At 61.2% G+C, this 16753-nt stretch carries 15 protein-coding genes and 1 pseudogene; 3 read left to right on the plus strand and 13 right to left on the minus strand.

Features of this window, described 5'->3' with window-relative positions; all coding sequences use genetic code 11:
- Positions 1-115 precede the first annotated feature (115 nt).
- The 8 genes and pseudogenes from HJB82_RS27225 to HJB82_RS27260 all read right to left on the minus strand — a co-directional run bounded on the left by HJB82_RS27225 (position 116) and on the right by HJB82_RS27260 (position 9215).
- Positions 116-1414, minus strand: coding sequence for an ABC transporter substrate-binding protein (locus tag HJB82_RS27225; RefSeq protein WP_311044415.1), 1299 nt, complete (start codon positions 1412-1414; stop codon positions 116-118).
- Positions 1415-1495: 81 nt separating this feature from the next.
- On the minus strand, positions 1496-2314 hold the full coding sequence (locus tag HJB82_RS27230) for an SDR family NAD(P)-dependent oxidoreductase (RefSeq protein WP_164012396.1): 819 nt from the start codon (positions 2312-2314) through the stop codon (positions 1496-1498).
- Between the two features lie 154 nt (positions 2315-2468).
- Positions 2469-2576, minus strand: a pseudogene (locus tag HJB82_RS27235) (transposase); the annotation flags it as partial.
- Between the two features lie 163 nt (positions 2577-2739).
- A complete protein-coding gene (locus tag HJB82_RS27240; RefSeq protein WP_221142025.1) occupies positions 2740-3957 on the minus strand; it encodes an isoprenylcysteine carboxylmethyltransferase family protein in 1218 nt (405 codons plus the stop codon).
- Positions 3958-3971: 14 nt separating this feature from the next.
- Positions 3972-4286 (minus strand): hypothetical protein, encoded by a 315-nt coding sequence (locus HJB82_RS27245; RefSeq protein WP_221142028.1) that lies wholly within the window; start codon positions 4284-4286, stop codon positions 3972-3974.
- Positions 4287-4310: 24 nt separating this feature from the next.
- Positions 4311-6890: a caspase family protein gene (locus tag HJB82_RS27250; RefSeq protein ID WP_221142030.1), complete on the minus strand. Its 2580-nt coding sequence runs from the start codon at positions 6888-6890 to the stop codon at positions 4311-4313.
- 246 nt (positions 6891-7136) lie between these two features.
- On the minus strand, positions 7137-8414 hold the full coding sequence (locus HJB82_RS27255; RefSeq protein ID WP_221142032.1) for an L-fuconate dehydratase: 1278 nt from the start codon (positions 8412-8414) through the stop codon (positions 7137-7139).
- Between the two features lie 66 nt (positions 8415-8480).
- The gene (locus HJB82_RS27260; RefSeq protein ID WP_164012404.1) at positions 8481-9215 is read right to left on the minus strand and encodes an SDR family oxidoreductase; all 735 of its coding nucleotides are present in this window, start codon (positions 9213-9215) and stop codon (positions 8481-8483) included.
- A 411-nt stretch (positions 9216-9626) separates the two neighbouring features.
- Between HJB82_RS27260 and HJB82_RS27265 the strand changes: the two genes are divergently transcribed.
- The 3 genes from HJB82_RS27265 (at position 9627) to HJB82_RS27275 (ending at position 11933) form a co-directional block, all read left to right on the plus strand.
- Positions 9627-10412 (plus strand): IclR family transcriptional regulator, encoded by a 786-nt coding sequence (locus HJB82_RS27265; RefSeq protein WP_221115577.1) that lies wholly within the window; start codon positions 9627-9629, stop codon positions 10410-10412.
- Positions 10413-10488: 76 nt separating this feature from the next.
- Entirely contained in the window at positions 10489-11325 is an 837-nt protein-coding gene (locus HJB82_RS27270; RefSeq protein ID WP_221132928.1) for an amidohydrolase, read from the plus strand.
- Between the two features lie 203 nt (positions 11326-11528).
- Positions 11529-11933, plus strand: coding sequence for a helix-turn-helix domain-containing protein (locus HJB82_RS27275; protein WP_207585395.1), 405 nt, complete (start codon positions 11529-11531; stop codon positions 11931-11933).
- 31 nt (positions 11934-11964) lie between these two features.
- On the opposite strand, the gene HJB82_RS27280 is transcribed toward HJB82_RS27275, so the two are convergent.
- The 5 genes from HJB82_RS27280 to HJB82_RS27300 form a co-directional block, all read right to left on the minus strand.
- On the minus strand, positions 11965-12231 hold the full coding sequence (locus HJB82_RS27280; protein WP_207585396.1) for a hypothetical protein: 267 nt from the start codon (positions 12229-12231) through the stop codon (positions 11965-11967).
- Positions 12232-12297: 66 nt separating this feature from the next.
- Entirely contained in the window at positions 12298-13041 is a 744-nt protein-coding gene (locus HJB82_RS27285) for a TfuA-like protein (RefSeq protein ID WP_207585397.1), read from the minus strand.
- Positions 13038-14402 carry a YcaO-like family protein gene (locus HJB82_RS27290; RefSeq protein ID WP_246762885.1) on the minus strand — a complete coding sequence of 455 codons (1365 nt, stop codon included), beginning with the start codon at positions 14400-14402 and terminating at the stop codon, positions 13038-13040. The genes HJB82_RS27285 and HJB82_RS27290 overlap by 4 nt, the downstream gene beginning before the upstream one ends.
- Before the next feature lie 13 nt (positions 14403-14415).
- Positions 14416-14559 carry a hypothetical protein gene (locus HJB82_RS27295; protein ID WP_165504814.1) on the minus strand — a complete coding sequence of 48 codons (144 nt, stop codon included), beginning with the start codon at positions 14557-14559 and terminating at the stop codon, positions 14416-14418.
- A gap of 103 nt (positions 14560-14662) precedes the next feature.
- Entirely contained in the window at positions 14663-16615 is a 1953-nt protein-coding gene (locus tag HJB82_RS27300; protein ID WP_221168293.1) for a tetratricopeptide repeat protein, read from the minus strand.
- Positions 16616-16753: the final 138 nt, after the last annotated feature.

Here is a 16753-nt window from a genome sequence, read left to right on the forward strand (position 1 = left end):
GGTTGGAGCAGGCGTAGAAACACGCCCGCCCCTCCGGTTTTCATGCATTCGGCCTGGTCTTGCAGGTCGCCGGGCGACCTCGTTGGTCAATGTGGCCCGCCCGACGTGTCCAGGCTTAGCTCGCCCAGGGCATCACCTTTATTTTCTTTTCGGGTTCGAACAGTTTGTTGACGGTGTTGTCGACGATCTTCAGGTCATAGGGCCATTTCTCACCCTTGACCCACTGGCCGCCGAAGATCGGCGTCGTCGAGACGTTCTTGTGCGGGCCGCTGGAGAAATCGACCTTGCCGATCAGCGTGTCGAGTTTCGTTGCCACCATGGCATCACGGTTGGCGGTGCGGTCGAGGGGGTTGGACGAGCGTTTGAGAATATCGATCGCGACTTCCCAGATCGCATGGCTGTAGCCGAGCGGCTGCGTCCACTGCTTCTTGGTTTCGCTCTCCCATTGGTCGGCGATGTCGCGGCTCACTTGTCCGGTCAACGTCGATTTGAAGGGGAAGGCAGGCGTCCACCACACTTCCGACGACATGCCGTCGCCGAGCGGGCCGAGTGCCTGCACGCCGCCCGGGAAAAGGAGTGCCGCCGCGACGGTGACGGCCTTGGGCTTGTATCCTTGCTGGGCGCACTGGTTGATGAAGGTCTTGAGGTCGTCAGGATAGGTGATGCCGCCGACGATCTCGCATCCGGCAGCCTTGAAGGCGGCGATTTGTGCGGAATAGTCGTTGGTGCGCGGCTGGAAAAAGCCCGGGACGGTGATCTCGAAGCCGGCCTTCTTGGTCGGCACTGGCAGACCGTAATCGTTGTTACCCCAGGTCTCGCCGTCCGCATTCTGCGGAAACAGCAAGCCTACCTTGCGGTTGGTGTCTAGCGTATTCCACAGGCCAACGAAGGTGTTGAGCGCCTCATCGAGGCCCCAGAAGAAATGATAGGTCCAGTTGAACGGCGCCTTCTGGCCGCCGCGCGGGAAGATCACCGCCTGCCACGGCGCGCCGGTCGAAAGGCACGGGCACTCGTTGAGTTCCGCCTGGTCGGCCGAGGGGCTGACGGTGTCGGTGGTCGATGCGGGCAGCAGCAGATGCACGCCATCGTTCAGGATGAGGTCGCCAGCGACTTCGGCCGCGCGGTTCGGATCGGACTGGCTGTCACGGATCAGGATTTCGACATCGAACTTGCCGGCTGCTGTCTCCAGGCCATCCTTGAGCAAGGCCTTGACTTTGTCCGCCGCCCAGCCGTCGGTTTCGCCGAACAGCGCAAGCGGACCGGTCGCCGGCGTTACGAAGCCGAGTTTGATCGTGCCGGCCGATTGCGCGCGGGCAATCATGGGTGCTCCGAGCGCCGATGCGGCCAAGCCGGCACCGATGCCCTTCAGCACGGTCCGGCGTGATGGTCTTATGATTTTCGTATTCAGGTCCACCTTCGGCTCCTCCCTTTGGTGATTTGTCGTCTGCATGCGTATTGGTGACAGCCGGCCGTTCCTCCCTGGCTGGCGATCACATCACTTAATGCGGTTCATCGCGCCGCCATCGATGACGATCTGGCTGCCGGTGACGTAAGACGAGCATGGCGATGCCAGATAGAGTGCAAGGCCCTTGATGTCCTCAGTGTCGCCGATCCTCCCGATCAGCGATTGCTCCTCGAAAGCCTTGCGGTCCGCGGGAATCTTTAGCCGACCGCCGGCGATGTTGGTCATGAAGGGCCCAGGCGATATGCAGTTGACGAGGATGCCGAACATGCCCAGTTCCATTGCCATCTGACGGACGAAATGGTCGACGCCCGCCTTGGCGGGCATATAGGACGTGCCGACGATCGCCTCGTTGATCTGTGCCGCGATCGAGGACGTGACGATGATCCTGCCACCGCCCGATTTCTTCATGTGCCGGGCAGAATTCTTGACTGTCGTATAGACCGATGTGAGGTTGACCTCGATGCCACGATCCCATTGCGCGTCGTCCAGCGCGTCGATCGCGCCTTCCGGAATGCGTCCGCCTTCGGTCGACAGGAAGCCCGGGCCGGGGTCGATGCCGGCATTGGCGAAGACCACGTCAATCCGCCCATGCCGTTTCGCCACAGCGTCGAAAGCGTCGCTCATTCCGGGTCTGTCGGAAACGTCGACGACCTGCCCCCAGACGTCACCGCCATTGGCCTTGATTTCGGCAACCACCGTTTCCAGCGTTGCCGCGTTCAGGTCGAAGATGCAGACGCGCGCGCCATTGTCCGCCATGACCTCCGCGTATGCACGGCCGATGCCGCTGGCACCGCCGGTGACAATCACCGACTTGCCACGAACGTCGAACATTTCTTGCAATGTCGCCATTCTGTCTCCTCCCACTTCGAGAAGGCTAACAGCGAACGACCCGTGCTTTAATAATTCTTTTCAAGTTTAATATGTCTATGTGTTATGAAGGGTGGGGGTCTAGAGTCAGGTTTACTGCTATCTACGGCGGGTTATCGGCTGAGAAAAGCAATGAGCCTTTGTCGGCTCCCGCGAAGAGCCAATTGCGTCTTCCAACGCCTATTGGGCGCAGTGCCCGTTCAGCCGCGTTGTTGTCAATCGCAGCCCGGCCCTCTTCCAGGAACAGGCAGAACGGAACCTTGCCTTGCATGCGGGACTGCCTCCCCATCATCTGTTCAGGAAAACGCGAGGACGGCCGGACCAATCATCTAACAATTAGTGCGAATTGAACATGCAAGGGGCAGAGCTCGCCGATCTCCCCCTGGCCTACGTCCTTTGCGCGTCTTTCAGACACGCGGCGCTGCAGGCGCCAGCCGCCGCTTGGCCATTGCCAAAAGCCCATGCGCCGCGACGTTCTCGGCATAGTCCCGATAGGCGGGATCTCGGCTCAGCATGCGCTCTTCGGCGCGGGCGCGCAGCAAATAGATAAGACTGATGATCGCCAGCATGCCGGCCCGCGCAAGTCCTTCGGCCAGGCCACTGGCGATGAAGCTCGGAAACGCAAACAGCCACCAGGCGATGTTCTTCGAGACATAGGCCGGATGTTTGATGAAGCGGTAGGGGCCTGATGTGATGATGCCGCGATGGGTCAGGTTGGAAAATCGCGGTCCGAAGGCGACGGTCGCCCAGACGTAGATGACCGTGCAGAACAGCGTCGCGACGCTCCAGAGGATGAAGACCACCGATCCCTCCCGGATAATGCTCTCCCAACCCGGCCCGTCGCCATAGGGTACGAAGGCATGCGAAATCACCGGGAAGAAAGGCTCATAGCAGATCAGGCAGACGAGCCAGCCGAGCGCCGTCGTCTCCGTTGCCCTGACATGCCATCCGAAAAGCTTGAAGGTGGCGATGTAGCCGCCGGCCGCCAGGATGACGTCGAGAAGCAAGACGAGCCGCAGCAAGCCTTCGAACCAGGCGGCCGAAAGTGAGGGAAACAGCCAGGCCGGCTTTTCGGCAAGATCGGAAAGTGCGGCTATGCCGCTTGAAAACATCAGCACGAGGAAGAAGCATTTGATCGCCAGCAGCCGCAAGGCGAACAGCACGTCTTCTTCGCGAAAATCCTGCATCAGCACCGCACGGCCGACCTGGTTGAGATAATCGTCGGGCTCCGCGGCGACGAGATCGGTGACCGCGACGTAGAGAATGGTGGCGCCGACAAGAGCGATGGAGATGGGGATGGTGGTATGACCGGCCTCGATGAACCATCGGACCGCCGACGACTGCGTGAAAAACGGAAAGACGGAACAGGCGATGACGACCGCACCCAAAAGCGCGGCGAGGCCGACAAGCTTGGTTCCGATGCGCCGCCAGGAAGCGGCGGGAGCCTCATGCCGCCTCTCTCGCAATGCCCAGGCCCGGCGCGCAGCCGGTGTGCCGTCGACGACGATCCACGCCAGGAGAAGACAAAGGACGGCAAGCGCCATCGCCTTGCCGGGCTCGAGCTGCAGATAGGTCGCGAGCGCAATGCCGACGAGAACGCCGGCAAGGGTCGCAGCCTGAATCATGAAAGATCCTACCCCTACCAGGACTGGCCGCCGCTCGACGAGCCGCCGCCCGACGAACCGCCGCCCATGCCACCGGAACCGGAGCCGGAATTCGAACCGGAATCATTGCCGGAACGGCCAAAAGCCGTTTCATTGCTCTTTGCCACCACCTTTTTGACAGTGGGCGTTGTTTTCCTGGTCGGCATGGCGTTCGGGGTATTCCTAATCGGCTCTTCACTGGCGAACAGCGTCTTGGCGCCTGGGTCGAACACACAACTCTGTAGGATAGCGGCTGAGCCCGCGATGAAGGTAGAGCACAATAGCACACGGATGATGAGCTTGCTGTTCATGTAGGGCGCCCCCGGTTCGCCATTTCAGAAGAGATCGTACCTCGGATTTCGTTTTACCCATGTCGCCTTGGCGAGCTTGACGAGCCTGTCATCGATCGACTTGGATTTTGGAATTGTTTTTTGCTCCTGAGCAGTCAGGTCGGCAACAAAGGCGGCTTCTGCGTTCTTCTTCGCAGCATTGGGCAGCCTCTTGAGTTCTGCCAAAGCCTGGTTCTTCGGATCGCCGCTGCCCGGCATGTTGATGGCGGTCGCCAGCGCGAAATAACGCGCCGCGGTCGCAAGGCCGTCCGCCTCCGCTCCTTCTTCCTTCGCCAGAACGGCGCGGTCGAGAGCACCCCAATAGTCGCCGCGTTCGGCGCCCATCTCCAGCCACTTCGCCGCTTCCGTCTTGTCCGCGGCAACGCCAATGCCGTCGCGATACATGCGCCCAAGATTTGTCGGGGCGTGAGGCTGTCCGCCTTCTGCAGCCCGCGTGAAAAGGTCAAGTGCCTTGGTAAGATCCTGAGGGGCGCCTTTTCCAAAGCGATAGACCAGGGCGAGATTGTTCAGGGAGTAGATGTCGTTGCGTTCGACGCCGGCCTCGTAGAAACGAATACCGCGTTCGGGATCGGCTGGGACGTTGACGCCGTTCAGGAAGATATAGCCGAGCTCGTTCATCGCATAAGTGTGGCCAAGGTCGGCAGCCTGCAGCATCATCCGCAATCCCTCTTGCTGATTGGCCTTGGTGCCGCGGCCGTAGTAGAGAGCTTTGCCGTAGCTGTGCAGGGCGAAGGGATCGCCCTTGGCAGCGCCACCTTTGGCGATCTCGCTTGCCTTGGCTGCATCACGCGGAACGGAAGCGCCAAACTCGTAAAGGCTAGACAATTCCTGAATCGCGCGGACATGCCCGGCATCCATCGCCTTCTTGATCGTTACAAAAGCCGTCTTGGTGTCGCGGTTGGCAAGCTGGGCGCGGCCGAGCTGGTAGACGAAGCGGGCCACCTCGGGATAGGCCTTTATCGCCTCGGTGCAGGCCGGCAGGGCATCATCGGGGTCGATTTCGTTCGGCAGCTTGCCTGCGGTCACGCCCTGCAGGTCGAGGGGTGCGGCGGCTGCGGTGTCGCAGGCGTCGAGCACCGGCTTGAAGGTGACGGTGGCGGGCGGCAGATCGTCGTTGGCGGCCTGCAGCGTCAGGGCGAAAGGCTGATTCTCCGTGCCGATCTGCGGCTCGTAGGAAAGGCCCGGAATATCGGCTGCTTCAAGCACATGGCCGAGCCCGATGACCCGGTCTCCGGCGCGCAGCGTGCCCTTGTCGGGTAGGGCTGCGACCTTGAAGGTCATTTCCGCCGCCGATGCCGGCACGACCGGCAGGCTGGCCGCGACGGGGCCGACGCCGATCGTCGTGCCGACGTCGCGCGACAGGGTCTTCAGATAGGCGTCGGCATCGGCAAGCCGCACCTGTTTTTGCTGTTCGAGCTGGGCGAGTTTGGCGCCGGCATCCGCCGAGACGGTGATCGCGACGACGCCCTGCGTCGCCTGGCCATAGGGATCACTCACGGTGTAACCGATCAGGCCGACGGTTCCGGCGGTAACACCTGAGGAATCATAGGTCAGCGCCGTCAGCGCCGCGGCGGGCATCTTGGCGCCCTGCTCGACCGGCTTGCCGTCGAAGGTGAGTTTGCCGGTCTGGGGAAGTTGGGTCAGGGTGACGAGCAGCGTCGAGCCGGTTTCGTCATGCGGCGGGGCGATCGGCAGCTTGGTGGCGGCAGCACCTTCCGGCACGCTCACCTGCTGCATCGACTCGACGCTTGGCGGCGGCGGCGCCGGAATGAAATAGAAGCTGTCCATCAGCGAGGAGTTTTCCCAGGGGACCTGCTTGCCGCCGGTCATGGCGATGACGTCGCGGCGCACATCGGTCAGCACCTGGCGGATTTCCTTATTGGGTTCGCTGGCGCGTTTGATGAAGGATTCGGAATAGGGGCTCAGCGCCCCGGTGCCATCGAGCGCCACCTGGCCGGGTTCCGTGGAAAAGGCGATCAGGCTGCCGAGATCGCTGTCGATGCGCGCAAGCCCGCGGGTGGCGCCGACAGGTTCCAGTTTTTCCGCCATCCAGAATTTCTGAGCGTTGAACGGATTGTTGCGACAGGCATCGAGGAAGATCAGTTGCACCCGCGAATTCTGCTTGAGATGGTTCAGGATGAGGTCGAGCGGCATGGTCTGCGTCTCGACGTCATAGGGCGTTTCCAAGGTCGCATCGACCGGCACGATGAAATTCTGCCCGCCCACCTGGATGCCGTGGCCCGAATAATAGATCAGGCCGGCATCGGCATTGCTGGTCGAACGCAGGAAGCGGCGCACCGTATCCTCGAGCCCGATGCGATCGACATTGATGCCGATCGTCACGTCGAAACCGGCCGCCCGCAACGTGGCTGCGACCTCTTCGACATCATTGGCGGGGTTGGGAAGCGAAGGCAGCGTCTTATAGACCGAATTGCCGATGACGAGGGCGACGCGGCGGCCGCTCTCTTGCGTGATGGCGGCATGCGCGACGCCGATCGACAGCAGTATTGCCGCCACGGTCAGTAGATAAGCGCATAGTCTCCAGGCATTGTGGAACTTGGGCATGGTTCGATCGCAAACATTCTATTGTTTAAGTTCAATAAAATTTGCTGGCCTGCTGGTGCTAGGCCCCCTCCGCATTCATCGTTTGAAAATATTCCTCACTGCTAAAAAAAGCAAGCTTCGCCCGCCTCCAAGTGAATTGGAGCAGTCCTCTCAGATTGGAAGCCCGTTATCGGCAGGAAAGACTGTCGAAATCAGGAATTTTATCCTGCCGCAGGCAGCGGATACGTCAGCACCGGCGAAGTTTCCTTAGCTTCGAAACGTATAGTTGCTGATCGAGGCTGGTTTCATCTCGATGGAGAAGCCCGGCAAGGTCGGCGGCATGTAGGCCGCGTTCTCGATCCGGCAGGGGTCGAGGAAGTGTTCGTGCAGGTGATCGACATATTCGATGACGCGGCCTTCCTTGGTGCCGGATACCGCGATGTAGTCGATCATCGACAGATGCTGCACATATTCGCAGAGGCCGACGCCGCCGGCATGCGGCCAGACCGGCAGGCCGAACTTGGCGGCGATCAGCAGCACGGAGAGAACCTCGTTCAGCCCGCCCATGCGGCAGGAATCGATCTGGACGATGTCGATTGCGCCTTCGGCGATGAACTGCTTGAACATGATGCGGTTCTGGCACATCTCGCCGGTCGCGACCTTCACCGGCGCGATCGCCTGGCGGATCTTGCGGTGGCCGGCAATATCATCGGGGCTTGTCGGTTCCTCGATGAAGAAGGGCTTGGCCGGGGCAAGCGCCTTGACCCAGTCGATCGCCTGGCCGACATCCCACACCTGGTTGGCGTCGATCATCAAGTAACGATCGGGACCGATCACCTCGCGGGCGATCCTGAGGCGGCGGATATCGTCGTCCAGGTCGCGGCCGACCTTCATCTTGATATGGTTGAAGCCGGCGTCGACCGCCTCCTTGCAGAGGCGGCGCAGCTTTTCGTCCTCATAACCCAACCAGCCCGCCGAGGTCGTATAACAGGCGTAGCCCTCTTTTTCGAGGATGGCGATACGTTCGGCCTTGCCTGCCTCGGCGCGCTTGAGGATCTCGACGGCCTCCTCACGCGTCAGCACGTCGGTGAGATAGCGGTAATCGACGATATCGGCGATCTCCTCAGGCGACATCTCGGCGACGAGCCGCCAGACGGGCTTTCCCGCCTGTTTGGCAAGCAGATCCCAGACGGCGTTGACGACGGCGCCGGTTGCCAGATGAATGGCGCCCTTTTCCGGGCCGATCCAGCGCAACTGGCTATCGCTGGTCAGATGTCGCCAGAATTTTCCGGGATGGGCGAGCACGTCGCTGAGGTCGGCGCCGACCACGAGATGGCGCATCGCTTCGATCGCCATGCAGCAAATATCGTTGCCGCGGCCGATGGTGAAGGTCAGGCCATGGCCGGCAAGATCAGACGCATCGGTGTCGAGAATGACATAGGCGGCCGAATAATCCGGATCGGGGTTCATCGCATCCGACCCATCCAGGCTTTGCGAGGTGGGAAAGCGGAGATCGAAGACACGAAGGTCGGTGATGCGGGTCATGATTGTTCTCCCAATTGCAATAGCCGGATCGGCCGGCAAGGCTGCCGGCCGCAACATCAGCTGATGTCAGATCGTCCAGCCGCCGTCGATGGCGATTGCCTGGCCTGACGTGTAGGTGGCGCCGGCGAGATAGACGGCGAGATCGGCGATCTCCTCCGGCGAGCCGAGGCGGCCCATGGGCTGGCGGGCAATGAAGGCGGCGCGGGCTGCGTCATAATCGCCCTGGGCGCGCATGCGGTCCTGCAGCGACGGGCTTTCCACCGTGCCGGGGCAGATGGCGTTACAGCGGATGCCCTCGGCGACATAATCGGCGGCAACGGATTTGGTAAGCCCGATGACCGCCGCCTTGGTGACGCCATAAGCGAAGCGGTTCGGGACGCCCTTGATGCTGGAGGCGACGGAGGCCATGTTGATGATCGACCCGTCCTTGCGTTCGCGCATGCCGGGCAGCACGGCGCGGATGGTGCGGATCATTGCCTTGACGTTGAGGTCGAGCGCAAATTCGAAATCGGAATCCTTCATCTCGAGGATCGAGCCGGCGTGAACGAAGCCGGCGCAGTTGAACAGCACGTCGACCGCGCCGATCTCGGCAACGACAGCCTTGACCGCATCCTCATCGAGCACGTTCAACTGATGGGTGGAAACCCCGGTTTCCGCAGCTAACGTCGCCAGCGCCTCGGTATTGATGTCGGTCGCGTGGACCTTGGCGCCGATCGCGGCAAAGGCTGCCGCCGTCGCCCGGCCGATGCCCTGGCCGGCGGCGGTGATGAGCACGGTCTTGCCGGAAAGTCTGTTTGTCATGTCACGGGCCTTTTCTGGAAGTGTCTACGCTGGACGATGGAATGCAGTTTGTGTTGACGAGGACTAAAGCGCGTCGCATCAAACTTGGTTCATGCGACGCGGTTTAGTCCTTTGTTTTTATGCATGTCGTTACCCCGGAACCGCTGCACACTTCCGGGCGATATGTATGAGGGCATACGCCTTTTCCCACTTTGCGCGCTCTGACCGCCCTCCGGCAAGATAGTGCTGGCAGCCTGCCACCTGGTTTGGTTTCCGAAGCGTGCGATATCTCGCGTGATACCGAGCTGCGTCTTCAGTGATGATTTGTCTGTTTATAGACAAACAGACGATCAGCCAAGGGTCAAGCGTGAACTTTTCCTTTTCCGACCGTGGTTCTGCGTATATGCAGATTGATATTCACAGGAGGAAGGAATGGAGACCGACGAGTCAGACCGCTACCGCGCTCCTGCGCTCGATAAGGGCCTCGATATCCTGGAATTGCTCGCCAGCGTCGACAGCGGCCTCACCCAGGCGGAAATTGCCAAGCGGCTCGACCGCAGCCCCAACGAATTCTACCGCATGCTCGACCGCCTGGTGCGCCGCGGTTACGTCACCCGGCTGGATGGCGACCGTTATTCGCTGACGCTGAAGCTTTTCGGTCTTGCGCAACTGCACACGCCGGTGCGCCGGCTTGCTTCCTACGCCACACCGCTGATGCGCGATCTCGCCCATCGCACGCGCCAGGCCAATCACCTTGCCGTCTTCGATCGCGGCGCGGCTGTCGTCATTGCCCAGCAGGAGGCGCCGGACTACTGGGGATTCTCGATCCGCATCGGCGCCCATATCAGCCTGTTCGACACCGGTTCGGGGCATGTGCTGCTCGCCTTCCGCAGTGAGGAGGAGCGGGAGATGATGATCTCGGAACATGTGCGCAGTCGCGCCGACATCGAGCTCGGCGCCGATTTCTACGATCGTCTCGACCAGATCCGCGAGCGCGGCTACGAGATGATGGCGAGCGCCCAGACATCCGGCGTCTACAATCTCTCCGCGCCCGTTCTCGGGCCGGATGGGCGCTGCATCGCCGCCCTCACCTGCCCCTTCATTGCGCTTGTCAATGCACCCACGGCTCCCGATATCACCCAGGCGATCATGCAGGTGCAAAAGACCGCCAACCAGCTTTCGCTGCTTGCCGGCGCCGACGTCGCAAGCCCCGCCTGACGGGCGATAATTTTTATTTGAACAATCCATTCACCGGGGATAGCTTGCGGTACAGCCTGCCTTGGAGGAGAAAAGCGTGCTCATCGACACCCATCTGCACATCATCGATCGCTCAGCACTGCCCTATCCCTGGCTTTCCCAGGTGCCCGATCTCGATCATGATTTTCTCTATGAGACCTATGCGGCCGAGGCGCGGCGCTGCGGCATCACCACGGCGCTGCACATGGAGGTCGACGTTGATCCCGCCGCGATGCAGGGCGAGACAGACCACATCGCCGGTATCGCCAGAAAGGAAGGCAGCCTGATTGCCGGCGCCATCGTCTCCTGCCGGCCGGAAGAGGAAGGCTTTGCCGCCTATCTCGAGCGGCAAAAGGCCGATTCCTTCGTCAAGGGGTTCCGCCGCGTGCTGCATGTCGTGCCCGACGACGTGTCGGAAGGCGCCCTGTTTCGCGAAAATATCCGCCGCCTTGGCGGCAGCGGCCAGACCTTCGACCTCTGCACATTGCCGCACCAGGCAGGCCGCGTGAGCGCCCTCGTCGATCTCGCGCCGGATGTGCAGTTCGTGCTCGACCATTGCGGCGTGCCGGATATCCGCTCCGATGCCTTCGAGCCATGGAAAGTCGGCCTATCGGAGATTGCCCGGCGGCCAAACGTCGTCTGCAAGGTGTCCGGCGTCGTTGCCTATGCCGATGCCGAGACATGGACGGCGCAAACTCTGCGGCCTTATATCGAACATGTGATTGCAAGTTTCGGCTGGGATCGTGTCGTCTGGGGCAGCGACTGGCCGGTCTGCACGCTCGGCGGCGGCCTCTCTACCTGGGTCGCGGCGACCCACGCCGTGCTTTCCGGCAGCAGCGAGACGGAGCGGTCCAAGCTGCTTTCCGCCAATGCACAGCGTCTCTGGTCGCTTTGACGTCACGAAATCACGTGATGTGCTGTGCCTTATAAAAGTGCTACTTTGGCATGTCTTTTGCTTGTGTAAGGACGAAGCGACGCAGTGTTTCGGTTTGGGACGACTTACCACCAAGCAATTGCTAGCTTTAGCCATCTCAGGTAAAAGTTGTCAGACACGGATTTGGCGAATACTTCTAATCCGATGTCCTCAGGAGGGAAAAAATGAAAGAAGAACCGCATTCCGTCGATGTTCACGTCGGAAAGACCATCCGTATCCAGCGTCTGCTAAGGAAAGTTTCTCAGACGGAACTGGGCGATCGGGTTGGTGTAACGTTCCAGCAGATCCAGAAATACGAAAAGGGTTCCAACCGCGTTTCCGCCAGCATGCTGGTTGAAATCGCCGGCGCGCTGAAGGTCGATGTCAGGACGTTTTTCGACGACCTGTCGGCCCCCGATACGGCCAACGACAACCCGGCTCCGAGCGAAGAATTCATTATTTCGCGCGAAGGCGTGCTTCTCAATGCGGCGTTCTTTTCGATCAAGAACGAAGCTCTTCGCAAGAAGATCCTGAAGCTCGTTCAGGCGATTGCCAACACCGAACAGCTGGATAGCGAAGCGGCCGAATAGGCCGTTGTCCTTAAGCCGATCCGCATAAGGGTCAGTGGCGATCGATCAGGATCAGATTCTCGCTGGCGTCCTTCATTGCGATCTTGGCTTTGCTGCCGAGCAGCTTTTCGAGATTGACGTCTAGCTCCCTGTCGGGATCTATGCCGTCCCAATCGATGACGACCTGCAGCAGCGCCATGTTCGTCAGGTGCATCAGATTCCGCAGCTGAAGCTTTTCAGCCTCCTCCTTGGCTGCCGACAGCAGCCGGAAGATCCTTGCGTATTCGCTGCCTGTAGCTTCGTTGCGTTGTTCAAACATCGTTCCCGCCCCTTTGGCCGTGAAACCCTACGATTCCATCACCACTGCATCTTTCTGCCGTTACCGTTATTCAAGCGTTACAGGAACCGCATTGCGCGTGACTTCGGCGTGCAGCAGCTCCCAATGCGAGGTCGCGGCAAAGCGCCAGTCACGGTTAACGGGCAGGAATTCGTCCCGGCGCAGCCAATCCAGCACCAGCCGGGCGTCGCTGCGCTTGCGCTCGACGCGATTCTGGCGGACAGCGGCGAGGATCTGGTCGCGGCGCGGCTTGCGGAAATGGCACTCGTCGACGACCTTGGCATAGGTGCGTTCGGAAAAATGTAGGAAACGGCCGGCAAGCAGCAGTTTCTTGCGCTCGCCCGACGAGATCTCGCCATTGGCAAGAAGCGCATCGATCGTCGGCTCGAAATCGACCCAGGGCACCGAGAGCGGCAGCCAACCCAGCGCCTGCGGTGCATGCACCAGCGCGACGGCTTCGTCGTCGAGCAGCCGCCCGGCCTCGTAATCTTCGAAGATCGAGCCAAGCCCGACCATGCCGAAGGGCGCGCATTCGGCCGCCCGCAACGCGCCCATGCTGGCGCCGCCGGCAACGGCGACATCATGTTCGAGCGCGAACAGAATTTCCTTGTGCCAGACCGAGGGCAGATCGCCGAAATAACCGTCGACGAGGCCGATCGCGGTGGCGCCGTCGTGAACGGCCTTGAGGATATCGCCGCAGGCGGCCGGCGGCCGGAAATCGATGCGAGGAGACATGGCTCTCGCCGCGGCAAGATCGCTGCCAAGGCTGGGGCCTACGAACAGCACCTTCATGGCTGGGCTCCTCTCATGGTGTTGACTGCCCGCATGCCGAGCTGGATGTACTGGCCCGAGATATCGACCTCCAGGCCGGGCACGATCACCCTGACGACCGAGACCGGCAGGGTCCGATGCGCAAACGGCACGACGATGATCTGTTCGATGCCGCTTGCCGCCAGCCGCTCGACAATCTCGCCGATGGTTTCCTGGATCGTCGCAGCGCGGCAATGACGGGCCTGGAACGCGCGCATCCGGCCGTCGCCCTCGCAGAGCTCGACCACCTGCTGCATCGCCGCACTCTGGTCGAGCCGCTGATAGATGCGCGGCGAGAAATCGTCACGGCTGCCGGCAATCGCGGTCAACCGGCTCTGCGCCGCTTCGGTGATGGCGCGCAGCGCCGCGCGCACGGGGTCGGGGTGGCAGCCGCAGCCGCCGCAGACATGCGCCCAGCGCGCGTCGACACGGTCGGAAAGATTGCCTGGCATGATGACGGCCAGAAAAGCGGGAATGCCGATATCCGTGGTCATGTCGAGCAGCAGCAGCCGCATGCCGGCGCGGGTGATCCGATCGGTCATGATGTCGATGACCGCATCGCCGAAGGAGGCGGGATCGATGCGGCTTTCCTTCAGTTGCTGCGGCGATTTCAGCTGGGTTAAGGCCCAGGCGTCACGTTCCACCAGCTCGCAAAGTCCATGCAGGACCGCTTCGGACGGTGTGTTGCCGGAGGCAAGTCCATCGCTCGACTGCTCGAAGCCCGGCGGCCTTTCGCCGCAATGGTCGAGGCCGACGAGCCACCAGGGCACGTAGACAGTGCTGCCGGAAAGGATGTCGAGCCCGGAGCACCAGGGAATGAGACCGTTGCCGATCTCGTCTGGCGCGCAACGGGCGACATTGTCGAGATCGATCATGGCGGCATGTTCCGCCCGCATGCTTGCGGTCGTCGCCAGCGTCACATCGGCGGGTGGGATTTCGGCGATCCGCGTCTCGATCGCTTCCATGGCGGCCGAGGTCATGGCGGCATCGTTGTCGATACCCTTGCCCTGGAAGACCGAGAGCGTATGGCTGTTCGGCCGCGTCGCGAAGGCGACCGGGATGTTCAAGACGTCCAGAGCGGTCAGCAGGCCGACGCGCGTGATGCCGAATTCGCGCAGATGCGGCCTGATGGCTGCAAGTGTCTGAGCAGGCGTGACGGCGCGGTCATGATAATCGCTGACGCCGGCCGATGATCGTTTGAGGTCACCGGCAAGCGTTTCGAGAGCATTTCCGTTTTTCTTCGAATCAAGAAAATGTTCTATCTTTTTGTTTTCACGCAATTCCGGACGCAAAACCGCTTCACACTTTTGCTGGAATTGCTCTAGATCGGCGAAAGCGGACATACCGGTCTCGTCCTTAACGGAACCTCAGCGCATGCGTCAGGCTCTCGAGCGCATTGGCGGAAACGTTGAGTTCATCTTGTTTCATCGCTGCTCTGGCAGCTGCAGAGAAGCGCAGGGACTGTGTCTGAACTGCGGTGGTTTCAGCATTCGTCTTCATGTTCCATCTCCAATTGGTCGGGCAGCTCGCTGCCGTTAACCATTGGAGAGAAACATTGCCCGCGTCATTTAAGCGTTACAGGCTTCGTTAAAAGGCGATGCAATCAGGGAAGACCGGCGAGTTGCAGGCCTTTTATCAGCGGTTCGGTGAAGGCGGGATCGCGATCGGGGACGAAATGACGGATGTCCTCGCTGCGAAAATCGGGGAAGTTTTCCAGCACCGTCCGGGCATAGTTCTCGGCCTTGCCCTTGTCGCCCGCCATCGCATGCGAGGCGGCAAGCAGTCTCGCCGTCGCCTGTTTGGTCTTCACCGGTTCCAGCGCCTCGATCGCCTTTTCATACTCTTCGCGCATGAAGTGGATGCCGCCGAGGTTCCAGTAATAATAGTCCGGCGGCAGTGGATTGAGCTTGAAGGCCGCGCGGCTGAGCTCCAGCGCCCGGTCGAAATCGCCGTCATGGGAAAGCGCGTCGGCAAAATCGGCGAGGATGTCGGCATCGTTGGGATTGAGATCCTGGGCCTGCTGGAAATATTCCAGACTTTCGTCGAAGCGGCGGCGATAAAGCGCCACAAAGCCAAGCTCGCGGTAGGCCCGGCCGCTGTTCGGGTCGGACTGCTGCGCAAGGCGGGCGGCACCGTTGGCCTCATCGAGCAGTTCCTTGTCGCGCATGCCGCGGATCAGCCATTCCATGCCGAGTGCGCGTGACACGCCGGCATGGGCGGCCGAGAAATGCTCATAACGATTGAGCGAGGATTTGAACCATTTGCGCGCCTGGCGCAGATGCTGCAGGTCGGTATGGGCGATCAGCCGCTTGCCTTCGAGATAGAGACGATAGGCAGAGGCCGGCGCCTCGCCAATTGGCATCGCCAATTCGTGGCGCTCGATCGTGTCGGCGAGCGAGGAGACGATCCGCCGCGTCAGATGGGTGAAGGACTCGCTGATCTTCTGCATGACCAGCGGCAGTTCGATGGCCCAGATCACCTCCGACGTCGTCGTCCGGGTCAGCCGGCAAGTCGCAAAGACATCCTCGTCGCGGCCCTGAATGGTGACGTAGACCGCATAGTCGAAGCTGAGGTCGAGCGGGCCGGGCACGGCACGCGCGGGATCGATCGAGCGGCTGAGGATCTCCAGGCTCGTATGCGCCGCAATCACCTTGAAGCCGCGCTGCTGGCTGAGGCCGATGGTGACGTCTTCGAGAAGCGCCCTGCCGACGCGCTCCATCAGCGGATCGGTGAAGATGCTTTCCGGCGGCAGGATGATGATGCGCGGCTGGCCAAGCAGATCGGCAAACATTCCCGGCGCCGATGGGCGCTCCGGCACTGCCGCTTGTGCTGCCGGGATCAGGCCGAGTTCGCGGGCGAGCGCTGTGGTGCTTTCCTCCGGCTCGGTGTCGAAGTCGTCCTTCAGCTGGCTCTTGCACTTCAGATAGGCCTGGCGGGCCGCAGCCGGATCGTTCATCCTGACATGGGTGCGCATCAAGGCGCGATAGGCCGTCTCACTGGCAGGATCGAGTTCCAGCAGGCGCTTGGCAAGTGCGACCTGCTCCTCGTCCGACCTGTCTTCCGACGTCTCGATCAGCCGGGTGAGATGGGCGGAGCGCAATTCGTCGATACGCTGGCGCTCAAAGGTCAGCCAGTCCTCGGCGCCCTGCGTCGGCGATTTGGCGCCTTCCAGCAATTCGCCGTTCAGCATATCGCTGTCTTCGGGGGCGAGCGGCGCTTTCTGCTTCAGGAGATGAACGTCGACCTCCCAGCCGTCCGCAAGCCCGATATGGGTTCGGGTTGCGGCAAGCAGCGGCGGAAGGTCGGCGGGAATGCTCTGTTCGATACGCGACAGCAGCTGGCGCAGGCTGCCGGCACGCTTTTCCGGCAGTTCCGATTGCCAGAGCTGTCGCCTGACGGTTTCGCGGTCCAGTTCGAGATTGGCTTCGGCGGCGAGCATGGCGAGGAGAAAATAAGACTTCTCCGGCAAGGGGAGTTCCCTCCCCGCTGCCAGCAGCCTCGGTCTTCCGAGCAGGCACAGCCTGTTCGTCGACATCTGTCCGGATGTCCGTTGCATCCCGGTTCTCACCCCTGAAAGCCAAGGCGCGCAAACGCAGCCGCCGCAGAAATGATGTTAGAACTATAAGAGCGCCGCGCATAGCGGTAAAAGAAGAAGTTTCAGCGAATATTTGCATTTTCACGTGTCGCTCGCCGA

The organism is Rhizobium sp. NZLR10 (assembly GCF_019685125.1).
Classification (GTDB): domain Bacteria; phylum Pseudomonadota; class Alphaproteobacteria; order Rhizobiales; family Rhizobiaceae; genus Rhizobium.